Here is a 21018-nt window from a genome sequence, read left to right on the forward strand (position 1 = left end):
GAATGCTATATTGACCAAGCTATGGAGTTGATATATCATAGATATGTCCTAGTATTACTATTTGTAAAAGAATGTCCGTTGGACTGACCTTTAAGTTAGAGGGGGGAAAAAAATGAGTAATAATCGAGTTTCACGTCGTCAATTCCTAAGCTATACACTAACTGGTGTAGGTGGCTTTATGGCGGCAGGTATGCTGATGCCGATGCTTCGTTTTGCAGTTGACCCATTATTACAAAAACATGATGGTGGGAATTTTATAAAGACAGAGCATAAAATCGCTGATATTACTGACAAACCAGTTAAAGTTGACTTAAAATTTGAACAAGTTGACGCATGGTACAAATCAGAAGTAACAAACGTAGCTTGGGTTTACAAAGATGGCGATCAAATCGTTGCATTATCTCCTGTTTGTAAACATTTAGGATGTATGGTGGGCTGGGAGCAAGATTCAGCACATCCGAATCAATTCTTCTGTCCTTGTCACGCTGGACGTTACGAGAAAAATGGTAAAAACGTACCAGGTACACCGCCTACAGGTCCGTTGGATGAATACGAAGTTAAAGAAGAAGATGGTTACTTATCGCTTGGTCCAACTAAAGCAAATACTCTAGTTAAGTAAGGGGGTACAAAACAGTGCTAAATAAAATTTATGATTGGGTCGACGAACGCTTAGATATTACACCTATTTGGCGTGATATTGCCGACCACGAAGTGCCAGAGCACGTGAACCCTGCACATCATTTTTCAGCATTCGTTTACTGTTTCGGAGGATTAACTTTCTTCATCACAGTTATTCAAATACTATCAGGTATGTTCTTAACAATGTACTATGTACCAGACGTAGTGAATGCTTGGAAATCAGTTTATTATTTACAAAACGAAGTAGCATTTGGTGAAATCGTACGCGGTATGCACCACTGGGGAGCTTCATTAGTAATCGTAATGATGTTCTTACATACTCTTCGTGTATTCTTTACAGGTTCTTATAAGAAACCTCGTGAATTAAACTGGATGGTTGGTGTAGGTATTTTTGGTGTAATGATGGGTCTTGGTTTTACAGGATACTTATTACCATGGGATATGAAAGCATTATTCGCTACAAAAGTAGGTATCGAAATTGCTGCATCTGTACCGTTTATCGGTGAATGGATTAAAATCTTATTAGCGGGTGACTCAACTATTCTTGGTGCTCAAACGTTAACACGATTCTTTGCGATTCATGTATTCTTCTTACCTGCAGTATTGTTTGGGTTACTTGCAGCACACTTTATCATGATTCGTCGTCAAGGAATTTCAGGGCCGTTGTAATAGTTCTTGACGGTTCGATGATTTTTTAAAGGAGGGGACATAATGCATCGCGGAAAAGGAATGAAATTTGTTGGTGATTCTCGTATTAAAGCGAATCACAGAATGCCGAACGTTCCAAAGGATTATTCCGAATATCCAGGTAAGACGGAAGCTTTCTGGCCGAACTTCTTACTAAAAGAATGGATGGTTGGTGCTGTATTTTTAATAGCTTATTTAATATTAACAGTTGCACATCCATCACCTCTTGAAGGACCAGCTGATCCAACAAGAGCATACGTGCCATTACCAGACTGGTACTTCTTATTCATGTATCAATTATTAAAATACTCATATGCTTCAGGTCCATATAATGTTATTGGAGCAATTGTAATTCCAGGTCTTGCATTTGGAGCGCTATTATTAATGCCATTTTTAGATAAAAGTCCAGAGCGTCGTCCATCTAAACGCCCATTACCAACAGCGTTTATGTTATTAACTTTAGCTGCTATGTTCTACTTAACATGGGAGTCAGTTGTTAACCATGACTGGGAAGCTCAAAAAGCAATGGGTGCAATTATAGAAGAAGTTGATGTTGATATTGATGAATCACTACCAGGTTTTGCAATTTGGAACGGTGACTCAGGTGATCAAGCTAAAACTTGTATCGGCTGTCACGCTGCTGATTTAAACGGTGGCCCAGCTGCTCCAAAATTGCTTGGTAATACACTAACGGCTGATGAAGTTGAAGATATTATTCATAATGGTCGTGGTGGAATGCCAGCTGGTCAATTCCACGGTACAGACGAAGAAGCGAAGCAATTAGCTGAATTTATTGCGAGCTTAAAGGCTAAGGAATAAGATTTGTTTTAAAAGAGTCAGGAAACTGGCTCTTTTTTTCTGCTAGTCTAATATTGTGACTGTTACAGCTTCAAAAAAGTTCCCGCAAAATATATTTTAGTTCTATAATATTTATGAGGATATACATACTATTTAAGATAGAGGCATATGCCCTACCACTATTGCCGGAAAATTGGCGATTCAAGACCACACAGTGTTTGTGTGAACAAACCGAGGAGGCTAGGCAGTCAGTCGGCGATTATAGAAAAATTGTGGCAAATTAAAGACTAGTTTATACATAATAACAATTAAAAAAGGCATCTTAGTAAAGACAGAAGATAAAGGAGTTTTAATTATGCAAATTTCACGTGCTAACATCTGGTATCTCCTTACGCATAAGTCATTTTTAATACTATTACTTATTATCAATCTATTAGGTACTATTTACGGTTATTATTGGTATGGATGGCAGCTTGCCATCACGAAGCCAATTTTTTATATTTTTGTGCCGGATAGCCCAACAGCGAGCTTATTCTTTTGCTTTGTATTGATAGCTTGGATTATGGATAAAAAATGGCCGTTAATGGAAGTGCTAGCACTTATTACGTCGGTGAAATATGGAATCTGGGCTGATGTGATGAATATTTGGACGTTGATTGAAACTGGATCTATTGGTTGGCAAGGCTGGATGCTTGTGGGCTCGCATTTTGCGATGGCTGTCCAAGTAATTTTGTATCTCGGTAAATATGTTTTTTCATATTGGCATATTGCCGTGGCAGCGGTATGGACATTGCATAATGATGTGATTGATTATGTATTTGGCCAAATGCCTATATATCGAGATTTAGCAGATTATACAAGCTATATTGGCTATTTTACTTTTTGGTTATCAGTTACATGCATTTTCCTAGCCATCTTCTCAATTAGGTGGCGCAAATATTTGCCGAATTAGGTAATTGATTATAGAATTATAGTATCGAAGTTGAAAGGGGTTAGAAAATTGTCAACAAGTATGTATATTGTTTATTTTGCAATAATAATGCTACTACCGCTTTACGCACAGATGAAAGTAAAGGGTACGTACAATAAGTTTGCAAAAGAACGTACAATGAAGGGACAAACTGGTGCAGAGGTAGCGCGTGCGATTTTAGATGCAAACGGCTTATATGATGTACGAGTTGTTCCAACACAAGGTGTGTTGTCTGATCACTATAATCCGGCAACAAAAACAGTGGCTTTATCGGAAAGTAACTTCTACGAGGCGAGTATTGCTGGTGCAGCAGTTGCTGCCCACGAGGTTGGCCATGCCATCCAGCATAAAGAAGCTTATTCAATGCTGACATTACGAAGTAAGCTAGTTCCCGTTGCAAATATTTCATCAAATATGTCTTGGATATTTGTGATGATTGGTATTTTTGCAAGTAGCGCAAATATGTTACTTTTAGGTATCGTATTATTGGCAGCAGGTGTAGTTTTCCAATTAGTAACGTTACCAGTAGAGTTTGATGCATCAAAGCGTGCGTTAGTGCAGATGAATTCTCTGGGGATTATTACAAATGAAGAAGAGCGCCCAGCACGAAAAGTGTTAAGTGCTGCAGCATTAACATATGTTGCCGCAGCAGCAGTAGCAGTATTAGAATTATTACGTTTAGTATTAATTTTTACAAATATGCGAAATGACGACTAATTAATAAACTTGTTGTAGTGGTATTTCACTATAGCAAGTTTTTTAATCCGTTAAACAATGTTTACAATTGATTATATAAAAAAAGCCTACATCCATCGAAAAAGTAAAATGTTTTTTCGTGAGAGTAGGCAGGTTGTTAATGTTAATGGAGCGGTTGTTTTTGGTCGTCTAGCGTGAAGCCTTCTCCTGCAACATCTCGTACTTCTATAATAGATACGAAGGCGTGTGGATCAACCTCATGAACAATAGATTTTAAGCGTACAACTTCATTGCGGCCAATGACACAATAAATAACTTCTTTTTGTTGCTTTGTAAAATGGCCATGACCTTCAAGTATAGTAATGCCGCGTTCCATTCGTAAGGCAATCATCTCAGCAATGGTGCTAGATTTTTCAGAAATAATAAGTGCTCCGCGTGCTGCATATGCTCCTTCTTGAACAAAATCAATGACGCGCGCACCAACAAATACCGCAACGAGGGTATACATCATAGAACGTGCATCTAAAAACGTTAGCCATGATAGGATAATGACAATTGCGTCAAAGATGAACATCGTTTTCCCCATACTCCAGCCAAAATATTTATGCCCAAGGCGAGCCAAAATATCTACACCGCCAGTTGTACCACCGAAGCGAAAGACGATACCGAGCCCTAGTCCAACAAAAACCCCTGCAAAAAGAGCAACAAGTAACATATCGTCCTCTAAATGAATAGTAAATTGATACTTTTGGAAAACTTTAAGGAACACTGAAACAGATAAAGTTCCAACAAGCGTATAAATAAATGATTTTTTCCCAAGTAAACGATAACCAATAATAAACATAGGAATGTTTAAAAGTAAATTCATTAAGGCAGGGTCCCAGCCAAGTGTAAAATAAAGTATGAGTGTAATCCCACTTAGGCCACCTTCACCAAGTTGATTTTGCATGTTGAAGTGGACGAAGCCGAAGCTAAAAATTGCAGCTCCGAGCATTATTGCGATGATATTGCTGATTTTGATCTGTTTTAGCATATGACCTCCTGAAGTTCCAAACAAATGAAGTAGTGCTATCTATTATCTGATATTTTATTGTTTTTGACAACAATGGTGTAAATTTTATACGATGGTAAGTAGGAGTGTGATTTAGATGACAGAACAAGTGACAATGCATGCTTTACAGCAGCGTGTGGATGATTATATAGGACAATTTAAAGAAGGCTATTTCCCACCATTTGAATTACTGGCACGTCTAACCGAGGAGCTTGGTGAATTGTCTCGCGAGGTGCAGGACGTTTACGGGCAAAAGAAGAAAAAGAGTACAGAGGAAACAAACAGTATTGAAGAAGAATTAGGTGACTTTTTCTTTGTTTTAGTGTGCTTTGCAAATGCGCAGGGCATTAAATTAGATGAAGTACTTTTACGCGTTATACATAAATTTGAAACAAGGGATAAAGATCGCTGGACTAGAAAGGATGGAGAATAATGTCAATTCGTGTAGTAATAGCAGGACCTAGGGGAAAAATGGGGGCTGAGGCTGTACATACGGTCATGAAGCATGACAAAATGGAATTAGTAGCTGTACTAGATTATAAGGAAGTAGGAAAAACATTAGCTGATCTGGAGATGTTTCCGGCAAGTTATACGGCTCCAATCTTTACAGATATGTCTGAACTTGTAGAGGCGACTGCACCAGACGTATTGGTAGATTTAACAAGCCCACATGCAGTATATAAACATACTAAAGAGGCCTTGAATTTGAATGTACGACCTGTAATTGGTACAACAGGCTTTACAGATGAACAACTAGTGGAATTATCAGCAATTGCTAAAGAAAAAGAGCTAGGCTGTATTATTGCTCCAAACTTTGCGATAGGGGCAATCCTTATGATGAAATTTGCTAAGGAAGCGGCAAAATATTTACCTGATGTTGAAATTATTGAAATGCACCACGATCAAAAGCTGGATGCGCCATCTGGAACAGCTGTTAAAACGGCACAATTGATTCAAGAGGTGCGAGCACAAAAAATGCAAGGACATCCAGAGGAAAAAGAAACAATTGAGGGTGCAAGAGGGGCAGAATTTGATGGCATGCGTATTCACTCTGTTCGTTTACCAGGTTTAGTGGCACACCAGCAAGTGTTATTTGGCGGAGATGGGCAGCTATTAACAATTCGTCATGATTCGTTAAATCGTAATTCTTTTATGTCGGGTGTAGCATTCTGCGTAGAAGAGGTCATGAAAATGGATCAACTTGTATATGGTTTAGAAAACATCATCTAAAGATTGGGATGGAAGCATTATGAAAATCGCATTAATTGCACATGATCGTAAAAAAGATAATTTAGTACAGTTTGCTATTGCATACCGAGATATTTTAAATGAGCATAAGTTGTTTGCTACGGGTACAACAGGAGAGCGTGTTATTGAAGCTACAGGCTTAGAGGTCACACGTTTTCGTTCAGGACCACTCGGTGGCGATCAACAAATTGGCGCAATGATTGCCAATAATGATATGGACATGGTCATTTTTTTCCGTGATCCTTTAACAGCACAACCACATGAGCCAGATGTTTCTGCACTTATTCGTCTTTGTGATGTTTACCAAGTGCCACTGGCCACAAATATGGGAACAGCAGAAATATTACTAAAAGGCCTACGAGAAGGCTTTGTGGATTGGAGACTGATTCAAGAAAGACGAAATTAAAAAAAGACGTGATTTAGAAAGGATGATAATCGAATGAAAAAGCTAAAAATCGGCATTACCTGTTATCCAACTGTTGGAGGCTCTGGTGTTATTGCAACAGAATTAGGAAAAATGCTTGCAGAGAGAGGACACGAGATTCATTTCATCACCTCAAGCGTACCATTTCGATTGAATAAAATTTATCCAACCGTCTTTTTCCATGAAGTAGAAGTTAACAATTATTCAGTATTTCAATATTCGCCATATGATATAGCATTAGCGAGTAAAATGGCGGACGTGATTAAGGATGAAGAACTAGATGTGCTTCATGTGCATTATGCAATCCCACATGCTGTCTGTGCTGTTTTAGCACGTGAAATGAGTGGGCGTGACATTGGGATTGTCACAACGTTACACGGTACAGATATTTCGGTGCTTGGTCAGGATTCCACTCTTTCACAGGCAATTAAGTATGGCATTGACAAATCTGATATCGTTACGACAGTATCAGAGGCATTAAAGCAACAAACCTATGAGCTTATTGATACAGTAAAGCCGATTAACACGATTTACAACTTTGTTGATGAACGTGAATACTTCCCGCGCAATTCAGGTAACTTAAAGGAGCAATTTGGGATTCAAGAGGATGAAAAAGTGATTATTCACGTATCTAATTTCCGTAAAATTAAGAATCTGCCGCATATAATAGACGCCTTTATGAAGATTCGTGCAAACATGAAGGCAAAGCTGTTACTTGTGGGAGATGGTCCAGAAAAGCATCGTGTAATGGATCAAGTAAAGGAAAGTCCTTACGTGCAGGATGTTCTATTTTTAGGCAAACAAGAAAATTTGGCTGAATTGTATGCGATAAGTGACCTGAAATTATTACTATCACAGCAGGAATCATTCGGGCTAGTCTTACTTGAAGCAATGGCTTGTGGTGTACCTTGTATTGGATCAGCTGTAGGCGGTATTCCAGAAGTCATTGAGCATGGTATAGACGGCTATATAGTGGAATTAGGTGATACGGACGCAGTAGCAGAATATGCCGTGAACCTATTGAATGATGAAGAGAAATTACAACGTTTCCGAGAAGCAGCTATCCGTGCTGTTGATGAAAAATTCCATTCATCTAAAATTGTAGAACAATATGAAAAATTGTATGAAAAGGTTGCTGAAAGAAATCATGCAAAACAATAAAGAATGGCAAGCAGCCTATTCAGTTATTGAACAACTAGAACACGCAGGCTTTGAAGCAGTAATCGTTGGTGGTGCAGTACGAGATGCTATACTCGGTCGTCCAGCCCACGATGTAGATGTTGCAACAAATGCCATGCCAGACGAAGTAAAGTCTGTCTTCAATCACACGGTTGATATAGGGATTCAGCATGGGACGGTACTTGTTATCGTGCCAGCTGGATCGGTGGAGGTAACGACATATCGCACAGATGGTGAATATACGGATCACCGTAGACCAGAGGAAGTGCAATTTGTACGTTCGCTAAAAGAAGATTTACAGCGCCGAGACTTTACGATGAATGCCATTGCGATGCGTCGTGATGGCTCTTATGCTGATTTTTACGGAGGACGCCAAGATATTGAAGCTGGCGTAATTCGAGCTGTTGGTGACGCGCAGAAACGATTTTCGGAAGATGCATTACGAATGCTACGAGCCGTGCGTTTTTCGGCTCAGCTTGGTTTTCTAATCGAATCAGAAACCTTGAAAGCAATGAAGAACAAGGCTGATAATATTTCTTGGATTGCGAGGGAGCGCATAAAGGCAGAGCTCGATAAGCTATGGGTAGGGAAAGATGTTTTTAACGGTATAAGGAAGCTTGAGGAAAGTAGCTTAGTGAATTATTTGAATGGTACTTTTCAAGCTGATGACTGGTATGAATTTAACACGCAGGATAAGCTATTAGGCTGGGCATATTTTGCGGTTTTACAGGGTGATCATTGGCGAGAAGTGCTAGGTGACTATCGTTTATCGAATAAGGAGATGGCATTTGTAAAAGCTGTGTTAGAAGCTTTAAAAGCTTTAAAAAATGGCTGGACGAAAATGGATTACTTTTTATATACACAACAGGAACTAGAGACAGCTTGTTATTTTGCAAAGCTGAGACAGCTTGACGTTCAAATACCACAGCAAAGTATTCATGAAATACAGACGAAGCTTCCCATTAGACACAAGCGAGAGCTCATTGTAAGCGGTACAGATTTAATAAAATGGTCTGGAAAAAAAGGTGGACCATGGGTAAAAGAAGTGTTGCAGGCGATGCTTGAAGCAGTTGTGAATGGCAAGCTTGAAAATGACCGACAACAGATAAAGCATTGGATAGAACAAGATTATTTCAAAAAAGAATGATAAACCTTTATTTTTATCACTTCTGTATTACAAGGAGCCGTCTTTAAAAACAAATAAGACGGTTCCTTATTTATTTAAGCTCTATTTTTTGATTCTATAATATTTTTTTGCTTATCACCAAAAGTTGGAGGTGACATTTGTTAAAACCCTTACCATGAGTATAAGTTGATTGGAGTGGAGGCTGGGCGACTTCTTGGAGATTAGCAATAGAGGAACGAAGGCTAAAATCATCACGTCCTGTGATAACGCCTTCGTGACCAACATCGGTGCCGCTGCCGCTTCGTTAGCACTACGCTTTCGCGCAGAAAACATCTGTTGCCCCAAGCGGCTCATCGGACGCCCCCAGGAAGCTTTGCTCTGCGCGAAAGAGAAGCATCAGCGACAAAGTGCCTAGCCAGAACGGAAATCAACCATTTGTTATGACGGTGATCCAACGATAGTTAAAAATAACGAATAACTAGTGTGTAAAAGATATTTGTTGATAGATTGTGGTTAATTGTCATAATTTAAAGTATGATTAATACAATTGAATCAATATTATGTAAGCAAATAAAAATATAGCAGAGTTTAATAAAGGATTGATTAGCATGAGTATTTCTATGAAGGATGAAATTTTAAAAAGAATATTAGCTGCTAATGGTGAAGCGGTTTCGGGTCAGGAGCTAGCAGATTCTCTTGGAGTATCACGTACAGCTGTATGGAAACATATGCAAACACTGCAGGAGGAAGGCTATACATTTGAAACTGTAAAGAAAAAAGGCTATGTGCTGACTGGCGTGCCAAATAGCTTAAGTCCAACACAAATTGAACTATTTTTAAATACGGAACGTTTTGGACGTGAAATTCATTATTTTGATGTTGTAGATTCAACACAAACAATCGCCCATAAGCTTGCACAGGAAGGCGCTCCGCATGGCACGATTATAATCGGGGAGGAGCAAACTGCTGGTCGTGGTCGTATGGCGCGTCCATGGGAATCTGCAAATGGTACAGGTATTTGGATGACCGTTATAGTAAGACCGGATGTTACTCCTCAGCAAGCTTCATCGTATACGCTTGTCGTAGCAATTGCGGTTACGATGGCTATTAAAACATTATATAAACATATTGAACCAGCCATTAAATGGCCAAATGATTTACTCATTAACGGTAAAAAGTGTACAGGTATATTAACGGAAATGCAGGCTGAGGCAGACCGTGTACAAGCACTGCTGGTAGGTATAGGTATTAACGCAAACCAAGTCGAATCAGATTTCTCTCCAGAAATTACTGATATTGCGACATCTTTACGTTTAGAAGCGGGTGAGGAAATTAATCGTGCAGCCCTTGTTGCATCTATTTTACAATATTTAGAACAATTCACGGATCTATACGTGAAGGAGGGCTTTGCTAGCATTAAAAATCTATGGGAACAAATGTCATGTACCATCGGACAACGTATTGAAGTCACGACTTTACGCGAGCGCTTTGAAGGTATTGCCAGTGGGATTACGGATGAAGGTGTACTACAGCTAACAGAGGATAATGGCACAGTCCGGACAATTTATGCTGGAGATATAAAAATTTTATAGAACATAAACTACAAGCATACTCTGTAAATAGTAGTTGAGTACTTGCTTCTCTGTTTTAATTAAACAAGAACGTATATTATCGATCTGAGAATATACGTTCTTTTATATTTTTCGAGAAAAAAATATTTAAATAGCTCTCTATTTTATTTTTTCTGTAACTTTATTAACATCATTCCATACGTAAATAAGCTCTTCTACTATTTTTCCACCAATTTTTATTTCTATGTTATTGACATATTGTGCACCATAATATTCATAGAAATCACGTGTTTTATTTTCGGCTAATACTTCAACAAATACTTTTTCGTATCCTTTTTGTTTAAAATAGGCGAACATTTCTTTGAGTAGTTGCTTCCCGATTCCCTTTCCTTGATATTCCTCTAAAAGATATATAGAAGTTAAATCAGTTGCATTGGGTATTGAATTAGTTTTGCGCGTGCCACCAGTTGCAAAGCCGATTATTTCATTTTGTTCATTTTCTGCCACCAGTACATAATTCGTAGCATCTGAAATATTTTTCTTCCAAAGTTCTGTTCGCTGCTCGTAAGATAAGTTATTCAAAAAATCATCTGGAAGAATGCCTTTATAAGTTGTTCGCCAACTGTCAACATGTACTTTTCCGATACCTATAGCATCTTCAATGTTTGCTTTTCTAATTTTCATATTGATCACCTCGAAAGTCGCATTTTATTTCCAAGATGAGGGACGTATCTGACCCGATTCACCTCAGATTCTGCTTTAATTAAATATATATTTCTAAAATATGAGTATAGAATATAATAAACAGAAAATTCTTACTAACTTTTAGAGGGAAGAACTGAATCATAAAACTATAAAGGCAGAATCACAAGGGTATAAATTCTACCTTCATAGTGTTTAAAATCAAAATGGTCAAGGAAATCTTTATGATGTTGTGGCACTTTTAATGAGGTGAGTTCTGTCCTAGACTACTCACCATAATCGAACAGAAGTGACAATTAACAGTGACGCGAATATTGGCTACGCTTTTGCACAAAAAGACATCTGTTGTTGCTGTCGCTACGTTAGTACTACGCTTTCGCACAGAAAACATTTGTTGCCCCGACGCCCTCAGGATAGCACCTAGTCGGAACGGGAATCATCCCTTCTTTTTTGGGCTGAGCCATACAAATGCATTTCTGATATTTGGTCCATTATTGTACGTTTGGGATGACATTTTGACTAAAACCTATGTCATGTGAAAAAAGTTGAGTGGAGGCTAGGCGACTCCTCGGGGATTAGCGTCACAGATGAGACCCTGGAGCGAGCACATAGGGGAACGAAGGCTAAAACCATCACGTCCTGTGATAATGCCTTCGTGACCAACATCGTGCTGCTGACGCTTCGCTTTCGCGCAAAAAACATCTGTTGGCCCAAGCGGCTCATCGGACGCCCCCAGGAAGCTTTGCTCTGCGCGAAAGCGAAGCGTCAGCGACAAAGCGCCTAGCCGGAATGGAAATCAACTCCTCGTTTTGCCAAAGCCCTTTATTTTAACCTTAACTGTAAGTCACCGTGTGAAACTGTTACTTTTAGCTGGTTATCACCCTTATATAATTGTGATACTTTGTCGTTTTGATCTTTCTTATCAATTGTAAGATCCCCGAAGTCCGTTTGTAATTCAAAACCAAGTTCACTTTTTTTATTTTGTAAATGAAGTGTAGCATCTCCAAAGTTAGACGTAATAGTGGATTGACCATTTAATGTTCCATCAATGTTAATATCACCATGTTCACTTTCGGCAACGAAGCCATTACTTGAAAATTGTTGTAGCTTCATATCACCAAATGATTGTGTAATCTCTGTTTTATCACCAGTAGTGTCTTTAAATATAATGTCTCCAAAATCTTCAATTAGATTTAACTCCTGATATTTCAAACCACGAATGGTTGTATCTCCAAAATTACTATCAAGGACAACGATTTTCAATTTTACATCTGAAGGAACATAGATTTTGATGGAAGGAGATCTGAAGCTACCAAATCCGAACTCTAAACCATTCTTCTTCTTAGCCTTTGTTTCAACAGTTAATGTATTATCTTTAATACTGTACGTCACATCATCATTATTAATAACATTTGTTTCTAATGCAAAACGATCACTAGTAACAATTTCAACATCACCATAGTGATTGTAAACATTGAGATTAGTGAAATCATCTAGTTTATAGGAATTGTTTACTAGTTTATTGTTCTCTGGTAATTGAATGCCCTCATCATTTAACATAAAACTCCATTTCCCACCAGAGAAATAACCAACTAGAGCTAACAGTATACCAAAAGCAATCATAGTAATGGCAATATGGGTATGTCGAGACGTCATTAGTATCCCTCCTTCCGTTTCTTCATCATTTTATGGAATAGTTTACCTAATGCTTCAACACAAACAACAACGATTGTTTTGATCAAACGAGCAACGATTGGGAAAAGCAGAGTGCCCAGACCTGTTACAATAAAGCCAACGCCCATAAAGAGTAACGCTGTCGGCCAATGCTGAGTTAAAATGAAGAAACCTGAAATAAGTGCAACAATTCCACCGAAAAAGATACTCAATACAGTTGCGATAATCGCAATGATAACACTGAATATAACTGCTCCAAATGAAAAAATAAGTGCTATAGCGACTACAAGTAACGGTAATGAAAGTGGTGCAGATATTATAGCTAGAATGATAAGCCAAATCGCAGACACATTCTTCTTAGTCGAAGTTGAGGTTGCTTCTAAATCCTTTAATGCATAGTCCGCCATTATTTGTGATGCAACATGAGAAGGGGAGCCTAGTTGTTGAATGACCCGCTGTTCGTTTTCCTCTCCTGCTTCATCGAAATATTCCTCATAATAGGCAAGCGCAGCATCAACCTCATGCGCTGGAAGACGTTGTAATTTCCCCCGTAGCTTTTTCAAATAGCTTGCTCTATTCATCATATTTCCCTCCTATAAGTACACAATCAATCTTTTCTTTATACTGTTGCCATTCTTTTAAGAGTTCCAGTAATCGAACTCGACCTTGCTCGGTAATTTGGTAATATCGTCTATTTCTGCCTTGGTAGGGCTGATCGTAGGTTGTTAAGCAATTTGCTTTTTGTAAACGACGTAATACTGGGTACAGCGTAGATTCTGATATATCCATCACGGATTGTATTTGCTGTGTTAATGAGTAACCATAAGCATCCTCTTTATCGACGATGGCAAGTACACAAGCGTCAAGTAAAGCTGAGCCAAGTTGAAATGTCATCTTCTCTCACCTCACAATGTAATACCTATACAAGGTTTTATATTATATGCCGTATAGTATGGTGGAAGTATATTACATATCACATTGAATTGTCAAATTTTAATCAATTATACCTCGGCATAATTGCGTCCGAAATCGGCTTTGTGCTTGCACAAAGAACTCTTTTCCGATTTCCGTGACATCCGCCGGAGGCTTTAACTTCTTTCAGCGGATGTTTGTACACTTGCTGAAAGAAGTTAAAAAGTTCAAACGGAAATTAAAAATGATAGTAGTGTCATTTTTAAATTGACAATAAAAGGTATATGAATTACGATAAAAATGACAATGGTGTCATTTTAAATGTTTGGAGGTAGAAATAATGCCAAAGGTAAGCCATGAATATGTACAGGAAAAGAAAAACAGCATTTTAGAAGCAGCTATAACAGTATGTAAAGTTAAGCCACTTTATGACATTTCGATGAGGGATATTATTAAAGCGTCAGGAGTAAGTCAGGGTGGGATTTATCGTTATTATTCAGACCTGGATGAAATACTTATTGAGGTTATTAATCAAGTAAATGTTAATGCAGACTATAAACATATTATCGATGAAATTACGGATACGAGTAATTCTCCCACAAAAACAATCATTAAATTATTTAATTTTCTTGGAGAGTACATGAAGGAAAACGTATCAACAGTTGGCAAAATCCAATTTGAGCTTACAATTTTATTTGCTAACAATCCAGATAGAGAAAAGAAAATTTTATCGAGCATTTATGAGAGTGAAAGTGGGCAATATTTTATGCAACAAATTTTTCATTCAATCCATAAGGGTATTTCTTCAGGTTGTTTTCAACTTGAGATTTCGATAGAGGATCTATCTACTTTTATAATGACGTCCATTGATGGCATTGTGAGAGACGTTGTCTTGCAAAAATGTTACGGGGTGTTCTCGAATGATCAAGTGCAGTTTGATGAGATTCGTTTGATGAATACACTTTGCAAATCCGTATTATTACTATTGGGTACGAAAGAAGGAGAGGATTAAAGTTGGGAATAGAGGTAAGAAGATTTCTATTTTATACTTTTGCAACGTCTTGGATAATATGGGGCAGTTTAGCCTTCTTAACACAGCTAAATTTGCTGAAGTTTGGCAATGCAATATATATGCTATTGTTTATTCTCGGCGGAATTACTCCTGCAATTTGTGAGATTTGGTTGAAAAAGAAATATTCGACTAAGGAGGAGTTCAAATCATTTATCCATAATGTAAAAAATCTTAAGCATCCTGTATCTTGGTACATATTTGTAATCGGATTGGCATTTGCAGCTTTTTTTTTACCAACGCTATGGGGTGGAGCAACTATGGAGAATCCAATGTATCTGGCGTTACTTGAATTGCCGATCATGATTATTGGAGGAGGGGTAGAAGAAATCGGCTGGCGTGGTTTTTTACAGCCTACATTACAAAAAAGATGGTCTCCCTTCACGAGTACAATTATTGTGGGCGTTATTTGGGCAGTCTGGCATCTGCCATTATGGTTTGTCATTGGATCAAATCAAATGAACATGAACTTCCTATGGTTTTCTCTAATAACTTTAGCGTTATCCTTTTTATTGACGATCATTTACCTATCTACTAAAAGTATTTTTCTCTGTATTATTTTCCACGCTTTAACCAATTCATTTTGGGATGTTTATGTACCAGTTACAAACGTATCGTCTGGTTTATTCACATTATTATTTGCTCTGTTTCTATTTACAGTGTTTGAAGTTTATCGAAAATCAAACTTTCAGAAACGAATGGTTTGAATTTGGTAATAGTTATTGATCGTAATTATTAGAAAATAATATTTGAAGATTACTAGGGGAATCTGTTATAGTATGTGCGAAGGGCAGTATCCTTTTGTGAACGGCACCTTCAAAACGTAAGAACTATTTACAATAAATATCTGCCTTGATCTTTATATGACAGGGACGGAAGAAAACAAGCGTTCAAAAATATAACTTGATTCAATGGAATGGGCAATTCTCTCAAAGAGATTTGATTACGTATCCCATTATTAAGTTATGGCCTCTACTCAACAACAAGAGGTGATTTTTGATAACGAACGAAACACTACCCTTCTGTCCATTTTAGGAACAGAGGGGTTTTTCTGTTTTCTTTCCTTAAAAAAGGGGGACTACATGATGAAAACAACTTCAGATTTTTTAAAGATGAAGGCAGCAGGTGAGAAAATCGTTATGCTCACGGCATACGATTATCCTGCTGCAAAATTTGCCGAGGAAGCAGGCGTCGATATGATTCTAGTGGGAGATTCACTAGGTATGGTAGTACTAGGCTATGATTCTACAATGCCAGTAACAGTAGCCGATATGGTCCATCATGCAAAAGCAGTACGTCGCGGTGCAAAGGATACGTTTGTTGTTGTGGATATGCCATTTGGTTCGTACCACGGTGATGTACACGAGACGTTGAAAACGGCTGTATCCATGATGCAGGAAACAGGAGCAGATGCACTAAAGTTAGAGGGTGCAGACGATGTTCTACCAGCAATTCGTAAATTAACGTCAGCTGGCATTCCGGTGGTAGCTCATTTAGGTTTACTACCTCAATCAGCAGGAGTACTTGGTGGCTACAAAGTTCAGGGTAAAACAGCTGAACAGGCAACGAAACTCATTGAAGATGCAAAAAAATGTCAAGAGGCTGGAGCGTGTGCAGTCGTCTTAGAATGTATTCCGCATCAGCTAACAGAGATGGTATCCGCTAATCTCATTATTCCAACGATCGGCATTGGAGCTGGTGTAGAGGCTGATGGGCAAGTTTTGGTTTATCATGACATGTTAAGCTACGGTTCACATCATGTGCCAAAATTTGTGGAACAGTTTGCTAATATGGGCCAAGAAGCAAGTCGTGGAATTGCTAGTTACGTAGAAGCGGTCAAGGCAGGTACATTCCCTGCACCGAAGCATTTCTTCACGATGAAAGAGGAAGCATTGGATCAGCTATATGGGGGCGTAAAGTAATGAAAGTCGTAACTACAATCCAAGCACTAACCGTAGAAATCCAAGCAGCTAAGCAAGCTCAAAAAACTATTGGACTCGTTCCAACAATGGGTTACTTACATGAGGGCCATTTAACATTAGCGAAAACAGCTCGTGCCGAAAATGATTTAGTCGTTATGAGTATCTTTGTAAACCCAACACAATTTGGGCCAAACGAAGACTTTGAAAGCTATCCGCGTGATTTGCCACGGGATACTGCTTTGGCAGAGTCTGTCGGTGTAGATATTGTTTTCGCACCGAGTGTTGAAGAAATGTATTCGCATGATGGTGGTATTCGTATTCATGCGGGTGAACAGGCAACAATTCTTTGTGGAGCGAGCCGTCCAGGACATTTTGATGGCGTTTTACAGGTCGTATCAAAATTATTTCACCTAGCACAGCCGACACGAGCTTATTTTGGACAAAAAGATGCACAGCAGGTTGCTATTATTGCTACGATGGTACGCGATTTTAATTTCCCTTTAGAAATGCGAGTAGTACCCATTGTACGGGAGGAGGACGGTTTAGCGAAATCCTCTCGTAATGTGTATTTAAGTGAAGCGGAGCGTCTTGAAGCACCAGCAATTAATGAAGCGCTACAGCTTGCTCGTGATAGCTTTTTAGCGAATGGTGATGCAGCGAATGCGCTTGCTAAAGCAAAGGCACACATTGCAGCACGTACACATGGCCATATAGATTATATTGAACTATTAGCGTATCCGGATTTAATACCCGCAACTACTGAGACGGAGCAAGTGCTTTTAGCAGTAGCTGTCTATATTGGTAAAACTCGTTTAATTGATAATTGTATCTTTAATGTGAAGGAAGGATTGTAATATGTTACGAATGATGATGAACAGTAAAATCCACCGTGCTACAGTGACACAAGCAGATTTAAACTATGTTGGATCTATTACGATTGACAAGGATATTTTAGATGCAGTAGGGATGTTACCAAACGAAAAGGTGCATATCGTCAATAACAACAATGGCGCACGTTTTGAAACTTACATTATTGCTGGGGAACGTGGATCAGGCGTTATTTGTGTGAACGGTGCAGCAGCACGCCTAGTACAACGTGGAGATATTGTGATTATTATTTCTTATGTGTATGTAGATCATGAAGAGGCAAAAGATCATAAGCCAACAGTGGCCATTATGGGCGAAGACAATACAATTAAAGAAATGATTACCTATGAACCAGAAGCAACGGTGATGTAATAGGGAGGAAGCATGTACAAATTGTACATGCTTCTTTTTGTGTTCAATCTAAAGAGGCGAAGGGATGCCGATGAGCCAAATATGTGATAAAATTCATCTATCTAATGTGAACTGTGAGTTGAGATGTATGATGGAAAGTCAAAAGTATGCAATTGTTGATTTAGAGACGACTGGTCATTCACCGGCAAATGGGGACCGAATGATTCAAATAGCAATTGTTATTATGAAAGATTGGGAAATTGAGCGCACCTTTACGAAGTTTATTTATCCAGGTAAAGCTATTCCAACTTTTATTCAGGATTTAACGCATATTACGGATGAGGATGTAAAGGATGCCTTGCCGTTTGAGGCACATGCCGACTACATATATGAACTGCTTGCTGATTGTGTATTTGTCGCGCATAATGCGGATTTTGACTTATCCTTTTTACAAGCAGAATTCAAGCGTGCAGGTTTACCGAAATGGCAAGGTAAAAAGATGGACACGGTTGAGCTTGCCAAAATATTATTTCCAATGTCACTTAGCTTTAAGCTAGGTGATTTAGCGGCAGATTTAAATATAGAGCTAACAAATGCACACCGAGCTGATGACGATGCCCGTGCAACGGCTGAGCTCTTTAAACATTGCTGGAGGGAGCTACTCAGTCTCCCACAGCTAACTCTTGAACAAATGCATAAACGCTCATTCAGATTAAAATCAAATTTATCCCAGCTTTTCTTCGAGGCTCTTCAAATTAAACGACAGCATGTAACTGCTAATGAGAATGTCTCCTACTATCGCAATTTGGCCATTTCTGATGGACGAAAAAAGCGTACAAATAACTCGGACATTGTATCGTACCCGCAAACAGCAGCTGACAAAACAGCATTAATGACAAAGGCGATGCCAAATTTTGAGCAACGACCTGCACAATTCGAAATGATGGACACTATTTGGCAGGCGCTAAACGACAAAAGGGAGTGCGTGATAGAGGCCTCAACAGGTATTGGTAAAACAGCGGGCTATCTACTCCCTGCGATTTTATATGCTCGAGCAGTCGATAAAAAAATTGCGATTAGCACATATACGTCACACTTGCAGGAGCAGCTTGTTGAGGAAGAGCTCCCAAAGATTGAAAAAATCCTTGGTACTAAAGTAAATATTGCTGTTCTTAAGGGCATGCAGCATTATATTGACGTTGCACGCTTTGAGCAATGTATGGCTTATGCTGATGAAACTTATGATGATACATTTACGATTTTGCAGATTCTCGTTTGGCTGACCAAAACAGAAACAGGTGTGCTAAGTGAGCTTAATGTATCTGGTGGTGGACAACTATTTTTAGAGAAAATCCGCAAAATGCCCGATGAAAAACCTTCAAAGGGCTTTGATTTCTATGAGCAAGCGTTAAAAAATAGTGAATTTGCCGATTGCATTGTAACCAATCATTCTATGGTACTCAGTGATTTAGTCCGTCAAACACCAATCTTTACACAAATTGACGGATGGATCATTGACGAAGCACATCAATTTATACAATCTGCTATGCAGCAAGACGAAATTGTCTTCTCCTATACGCAGTGGAAGTACATTTTCGGTCAAATAGGAACGATGGAGGAAACTGCTTTGTTCCAGCAATTTAGCCAGGCAGCTAAGAAAAAACAACGTGTTTCTATGCAAAGCTTACAACGACTAGATGCACAATTTATACGCCTGCAACGGACATTCGATGACACTATTCAGCGGGCTGTTCAAAAAATGCAGCAACAAATAAAAGGAAAAAGGGCTAGTAGCAAATGCACTTTATTTTTAGAGGATGTATCGCTAGCAAAAGAACCGCTTTTACAAGTGAGTAAGCTTACACAGCAGTGGCTTGACCTTGCGACGGAAGTAGGGCAGGGTTTTGAAAATAATATTGAGCAACTAGATAAAAATGAGCTCTATATATTATCGGAATGGCATTATTGGATCCGTGAATTAAAAGTGAAAATCGCTGAATGGGAGGAAATTTTCCTATTGCCACAGGATGATAATTCAGTGTGGTTAGAATTTGATTTACGGAGCGTTCCAGGGAGTTTGCACGTCTTTAAAAAGCCTGTTAATATCACGCCTATCATTGAAAAAGTACTTGTACCACTTCGGAAGCAGGCAAGTATTGTGTGGACTTCAGGTACTTTAACTGTGCCAGGCAATGAACGTTTTGTGACGCGTCAACTCGGTATTTCTGATAGTGTGCAAGTAAGAAAGCTCCAAGCGCCACCATCCTATTATGCAGGAGCGAAGGCATTTATTGTCACAGATATGCCCGATATTCAACATGTGTCACAGGATGAATATATTGAAGCGGTCGCCCATGCCATTACACGTACAGTACGGATGACGGAAGGACGTTGTTTTGTCCTATTTACTGCACAGGACATGCTTCGAAAAACAGTGGAGCTTATTCAAGATAGTGAACTCCTTGATGACTATATGCTCTTTGCACAAGGCGTCACAGGTGGTAGTCGTATGCGAATCTTGAAATCATTCCAAAAGTTTAGTCACTCCGTTCTTTTTGGTACTAACAGCTTCTGGGAAGGTGTAGACGTTCCAGGTAATGCACTTGCATCGGTTATTGTTGTACGCCTGCCGTTCTCCTCACCAGAAGAGCCTGTATTTAAGGCACGAGCAAAGCATATTACAGCACAAGGTCGCAATTCCTTTAATGAGCTATCACTACCGGAAGCCATCATGCGTTTTAAACAAGGCTTTGGTCGTTTAATCCGTTCATCACAGGATAAAGGAGCCTTTATCGTTTTAGACCGCCGCATTTCAACAAAGTCGTACGGTAAGGAATTTGTCAAGGCGTTACCACCGATTGATGTTAAGAAATTGCAGCTACCTGAGTTGTTAAAGGAACTTAATAATTGGCAGAAATAGCTGGACCCCCTTTTAGCAGTTTTGTTAAAAGGGGTTTTTCGGATAGGTGGAGGTAGGGAGCGGAGCGAATAAAGAAATCCAAGCTGCAACCAGAGCATAAAAAAGCCCTCGACAAATTGGAGGGCACTGAAAAACTTACGTTTTCATAAAAGCGAACCTTTCTCAGATAAAAATAAGGCACTTCTTGTTCGATTTTGAACAGGAAGTGCCTT

Annotated in this window: 23 protein-coding genes; 17 read left to right on the top strand and 6 right to left on the bottom strand. The window is 38.9% G+C overall.

What is annotated here, in order from left to right:
* Positions 1-112 precede the first annotated feature (112 nt).
* The 5 genes from ACQKOF_RS22415 to ACQKOF_RS22435 all read left to right on the top strand — a co-directional run bounded on the left by ACQKOF_RS22415 (position 113) and on the right by ACQKOF_RS22435 (position 3811).
* Positions 113-619 carry a ubiquinol-cytochrome c reductase iron-sulfur subunit gene (locus tag ACQKOF_RS22415; RefSeq protein ID WP_427561954.1) on the top strand — a complete coding sequence of 169 codons (507 nt, stop codon included), beginning with the start codon at positions 113-115 and terminating at the stop codon, positions 617-619.
* A gap of 14 nt (positions 620-633) precedes the next feature.
* A complete protein-coding gene (gene qcrB / locus ACQKOF_RS22420) occupies positions 634-1308 on the top strand; it encodes a menaquinol-cytochrome c reductase cytochrome b subunit (protein WP_049666761.1) in 675 nt (224 codons plus the stop codon).
* Between the two features lie 42 nt (positions 1309-1350).
* Positions 1351-2145: a c-type cytochrome gene (locus ACQKOF_RS22425; RefSeq protein ID WP_427561957.1), complete on the top strand. Its 795-nt coding sequence runs from the start codon at positions 1351-1353 to the stop codon at positions 2143-2145.
* A 334-nt stretch (positions 2146-2479) separates the two neighbouring features.
* Positions 2480-3076 (top strand): DUF1405 domain-containing protein, encoded by a 597-nt coding sequence (locus tag ACQKOF_RS22430; protein WP_427561960.1) that lies wholly within the window; start codon positions 2480-2482, stop codon positions 3074-3076.
* A 60-nt stretch (positions 3077-3136) separates the two neighbouring features.
* Positions 3137-3811 (top strand): zinc metallopeptidase, encoded by a 675-nt coding sequence (locus ACQKOF_RS22435; RefSeq protein WP_427562006.1) that lies wholly within the window; start codon positions 3137-3139, stop codon positions 3809-3811.
* 142 nt (positions 3812-3953) lie between these two features.
* Here ACQKOF_RS22435 and ACQKOF_RS22440 read toward each other — a convergent pair whose 3' ends face one another.
* Positions 3954-4823 carry a YitT family protein gene (locus tag ACQKOF_RS22440; RefSeq protein WP_370047949.1) on the bottom strand — a complete coding sequence of 290 codons (870 nt, stop codon included), beginning with the start codon at positions 4821-4823 and terminating at the stop codon, positions 3954-3956.
* A 115-nt stretch (positions 4824-4938) separates the two neighbouring features.
* On the opposite strand from ACQKOF_RS22440, the gene ACQKOF_RS22445 reads away from it, so the two are divergent.
* The 6 genes from ACQKOF_RS22445 (at position 4939) to ACQKOF_RS22470 (ending at position 10410) form a co-directional block, all read left to right on the top strand.
* A complete protein-coding gene (locus ACQKOF_RS22445; RefSeq protein WP_427561962.1) occupies positions 4939-5274 on the top strand; it encodes a nucleotide pyrophosphohydrolase in 336 nt (111 codons plus the stop codon).
* Positions 5274-6071: a 4-hydroxy-tetrahydrodipicolinate reductase gene (dapB, locus tag ACQKOF_RS22450; protein ID WP_370047946.1), complete on the top strand. Its 798-nt coding sequence runs from the start codon at positions 5274-5276 to the stop codon at positions 6069-6071. The genes ACQKOF_RS22445 and dapB overlap by 1 nt, the downstream gene beginning before the upstream one ends.
* Before the next feature lie 19 nt (positions 6072-6090).
* Entirely contained in the window at positions 6091-6495 is a 405-nt protein-coding gene (gene mgsA, locus ACQKOF_RS22455; protein ID WP_427561966.1) for a methylglyoxal synthase, read from the top strand.
* A 33-nt stretch (positions 6496-6528) separates the two neighbouring features.
* Positions 6529-7674: an N-acetyl-alpha-D-glucosaminyl L-malate synthase BshA gene (gene bshA / locus ACQKOF_RS22460; protein WP_427561969.1), complete on the top strand. Its 1146-nt coding sequence runs from the start codon at positions 6529-6531 to the stop codon at positions 7672-7674.
* Positions 7661-8839 (top strand): CCA tRNA nucleotidyltransferase, encoded by a 1179-nt coding sequence (locus tag ACQKOF_RS22465; protein ID WP_427561972.1) that lies wholly within the window; start codon positions 7661-7663, stop codon positions 8837-8839. Before bshA ends, ACQKOF_RS22465 begins: the two co-directional genes overlap by 14 nt.
* Positions 8840-9426: 587 nt before the next feature.
* Positions 9427-10410: a biotin--[acetyl-CoA-carboxylase] ligase gene (locus ACQKOF_RS22470; RefSeq protein ID WP_427561975.1), complete on the top strand. Its 984-nt coding sequence runs from the start codon at positions 9427-9429 to the stop codon at positions 10408-10410.
* A 138-nt stretch (positions 10411-10548) separates the two neighbouring features.
* Here the strand turns inward: ACQKOF_RS22470 and ACQKOF_RS22475 are convergent, their stop codons facing one another.
* The 4 genes from ACQKOF_RS22475 to ACQKOF_RS22490 form a co-directional block, all read right to left on the bottom strand.
* Entirely contained in the window at positions 10549-11073 is a 525-nt protein-coding gene (locus tag ACQKOF_RS22475; protein ID WP_427561978.1) for an N-acetyltransferase family protein, read from the bottom strand.
* An 840-nt stretch (positions 11074-11913) separates the two neighbouring features.
* Positions 11914-12747, bottom strand: a complete 834-nt coding sequence (locus ACQKOF_RS22480) for a DUF4097 family beta strand repeat-containing protein (RefSeq protein ID WP_427561980.1) — start codon at positions 12745-12747, stop codon at positions 11914-11916.
* The gene (locus tag ACQKOF_RS22485) at positions 12747-13346 is read right to left on the bottom strand and encodes a DUF1700 domain-containing protein (protein WP_427561983.1); all 600 of its coding nucleotides are present in this window, start codon (positions 13344-13346) and stop codon (positions 12747-12749) included. The genes ACQKOF_RS22480 and ACQKOF_RS22485 overlap by 1 nt, the downstream gene beginning before the upstream one ends.
* Positions 13339-13659, bottom strand: a complete 321-nt coding sequence (locus tag ACQKOF_RS22490) for a PadR family transcriptional regulator (RefSeq protein ID WP_427561986.1) — start codon at positions 13657-13659, stop codon at positions 13339-13341. Before ACQKOF_RS22490 ends, ACQKOF_RS22485 begins: the two co-directional genes overlap by 8 nt.
* Before the next feature lie 358 nt (positions 13660-14017).
* Here ACQKOF_RS22490 and ACQKOF_RS22495 point away from each other — a divergent pair, with 358 nt between their 5' ends.
* The 6 genes from ACQKOF_RS22495 to dinG all read left to right on the top strand — a co-directional run bounded on the left by ACQKOF_RS22495 (position 14018) and on the right by dinG (position 20806).
* On the top strand, positions 14018-14689 hold the full coding sequence (locus ACQKOF_RS22495; RefSeq protein ID WP_427561988.1) for a TetR/AcrR family transcriptional regulator: 672 nt from the start codon (positions 14018-14020) through the stop codon (positions 14687-14689).
* Between the two features lie 2 nt (positions 14690-14691).
* A complete protein-coding gene (locus ACQKOF_RS22500) occupies positions 14692-15453 on the top strand; it encodes a CPBP family intramembrane glutamic endopeptidase (RefSeq protein ID WP_427561991.1) in 762 nt (253 codons plus the stop codon).
* 378 nt (positions 15454-15831) lie between these two features.
* Complete coding sequence (gene panB, locus ACQKOF_RS22505; protein ID WP_427561993.1) at positions 15832-16668, top strand: 3-methyl-2-oxobutanoate hydroxymethyltransferase; 837 nt, start codon at positions 15832-15834, stop codon at positions 16666-16668.
* Entirely contained in the window at positions 16668-17522 is an 855-nt protein-coding gene (gene panC, locus ACQKOF_RS22510; RefSeq protein WP_427561996.1) for a pantoate--beta-alanine ligase, read from the top strand. The genes panB and panC overlap by 1 nt, the downstream gene beginning before the upstream one ends.
* A 1-nt stretch (position 17523) precedes the next feature.
* Positions 17524-17907: an aspartate 1-decarboxylase gene (gene panD, locus ACQKOF_RS22515; RefSeq protein ID WP_427561998.1), complete on the top strand. Its 384-nt coding sequence runs from the start codon at positions 17524-17526 to the stop codon at positions 17905-17907.
* Positions 17908-18034: 127 nt separating this feature from the next.
* Positions 18035-20806: an ATP-dependent DNA helicase DinG gene (gene dinG, locus ACQKOF_RS22520; RefSeq protein WP_427562001.1), complete on the top strand. Its 2772-nt coding sequence runs from the start codon at positions 18035-18037 to the stop codon at positions 20804-20806.
* On the opposite strand, the gene ACQKOF_RS22525 is transcribed toward dinG, so the two are convergent.
* A partial coding sequence (locus ACQKOF_RS22525; protein WP_427562003.1) for a hypothetical protein occupies positions 20787-21018 on the bottom strand: 232 nt, incomplete at its 5' end. The genes dinG and ACQKOF_RS22525 overlap by 20 nt on opposite strands.

This window comes from Lysinibacillus sp. NPDC093190 (genome assembly GCF_050280425.1).
Taxonomy (GTDB): Bacteria; Bacillota; Bacilli; order Bacillales_A; family Planococcaceae; genus Lysinibacillus.

What these genes read in the sequence shown, in the direction of transcription:
- ACQKOF_RS22415 (WP_427561954.1), top strand. Translation starts at nt 113, where the DNA reads ATGAGTAATAATCGAGTTTCACGTCGTCAATTCCTAAGCTATACACTA.
- ACQKOF_RS22425 (WP_427561957.1), top strand. Translation starts at nt 1,351, where the DNA reads ATGCATCGCGGAAAAGGAATGAAATTTGTTGGTGATTCTCGTATTAAA.
- ACQKOF_RS22430 (WP_427561960.1), top strand. Translation starts at nt 2,480, where the DNA reads ATGCAAATTTCACGTGCTAACATCTGGTATCTCCTTACGCATAAGTCA.
- ACQKOF_RS22435 (WP_427562006.1), top strand. Translation starts at nt 3,137, where the DNA reads ATGTATATTGTTTATTTTGCAATAATAATGCTACTACCGCTTTACGCA.
- ACQKOF_RS22440 (WP_370047949.1), bottom strand. Translation starts at nt 4,823, where the DNA reads ATGCTAAAACAGATCAAAATCAGCAATATCATCGCAATAATGCTCGGA.
- ACQKOF_RS22445 (WP_427561962.1), top strand. Translation starts at nt 4,939, where the DNA reads ATGACAGAACAAGTGACAATGCATGCTTTACAGCAGCGTGTGGATGAT.
- dapB (WP_370047946.1), top strand. Translation starts at nt 5,274, where the DNA reads ATGTCAATTCGTGTAGTAATAGCAGGACCTAGGGGAAAAATGGGGGCT.
- mgsA (WP_427561966.1), top strand. Translation starts at nt 6,091, where the DNA reads ATGAAAATCGCATTAATTGCACATGATCGTAAAAAAGATAATTTAGTA.
- bshA (WP_427561969.1), top strand. Translation starts at nt 6,529, where the DNA reads ATGAAAAAGCTAAAAATCGGCATTACCTGTTATCCAACTGTTGGAGGC.
- ACQKOF_RS22465 (WP_427561972.1), top strand. Translation starts at nt 7,661, where the DNA reads ATGCAAAACAATAAAGAATGGCAAGCAGCCTATTCAGTTATTGAACAA.
- ACQKOF_RS22470 (WP_427561975.1), top strand. Translation starts at nt 9,427, where the DNA reads ATGAGTATTTCTATGAAGGATGAAATTTTAAAAAGAATATTAGCTGCT.
- ACQKOF_RS22475 (WP_427561978.1), bottom strand. Translation starts at nt 11,073, where the DNA reads ATGAAAATTAGAAAAGCAAACATTGAAGATGCTATAGGTATCGGAAAA.
- ACQKOF_RS22480 (WP_427561980.1), bottom strand. Translation starts at nt 12,747, where the DNA reads ATGACGTCTCGACATACCCATATTGCCATTACTATGATTGCTTTTGGT.
- ACQKOF_RS22485 (WP_427561983.1), bottom strand. Translation starts at nt 13,346, where the DNA reads ATGAATAGAGCAAGCTATTTGAAAAAGCTACGGGGGAAATTACAACGT.
- ACQKOF_RS22490 (WP_427561986.1), bottom strand. Translation starts at nt 13,659, where the DNA reads ATGACATTTCAACTTGGCTCAGCTTTACTTGACGCTTGTGTACTTGCC.
- ACQKOF_RS22495 (WP_427561988.1), top strand. Translation starts at nt 14,018, where the DNA reads ATGCCAAAGGTAAGCCATGAATATGTACAGGAAAAGAAAAACAGCATT.
- panB (WP_427561993.1), top strand. Translation starts at nt 15,832, where the DNA reads ATGAAAACAACTTCAGATTTTTTAAAGATGAAGGCAGCAGGTGAGAAA.
- panC (WP_427561996.1), top strand. Translation starts at nt 16,668, where the DNA reads ATGAAAGTCGTAACTACAATCCAAGCACTAACCGTAGAAATCCAAGCA.
- panD (WP_427561998.1), top strand. Translation starts at nt 17,524, where the DNA reads ATGTTACGAATGATGATGAACAGTAAAATCCACCGTGCTACAGTGACA.
- dinG (WP_427562001.1), top strand. Translation starts at nt 18,035, where the DNA reads ATGATGGAAAGTCAAAAGTATGCAATTGTTGATTTAGAGACGACTGGT.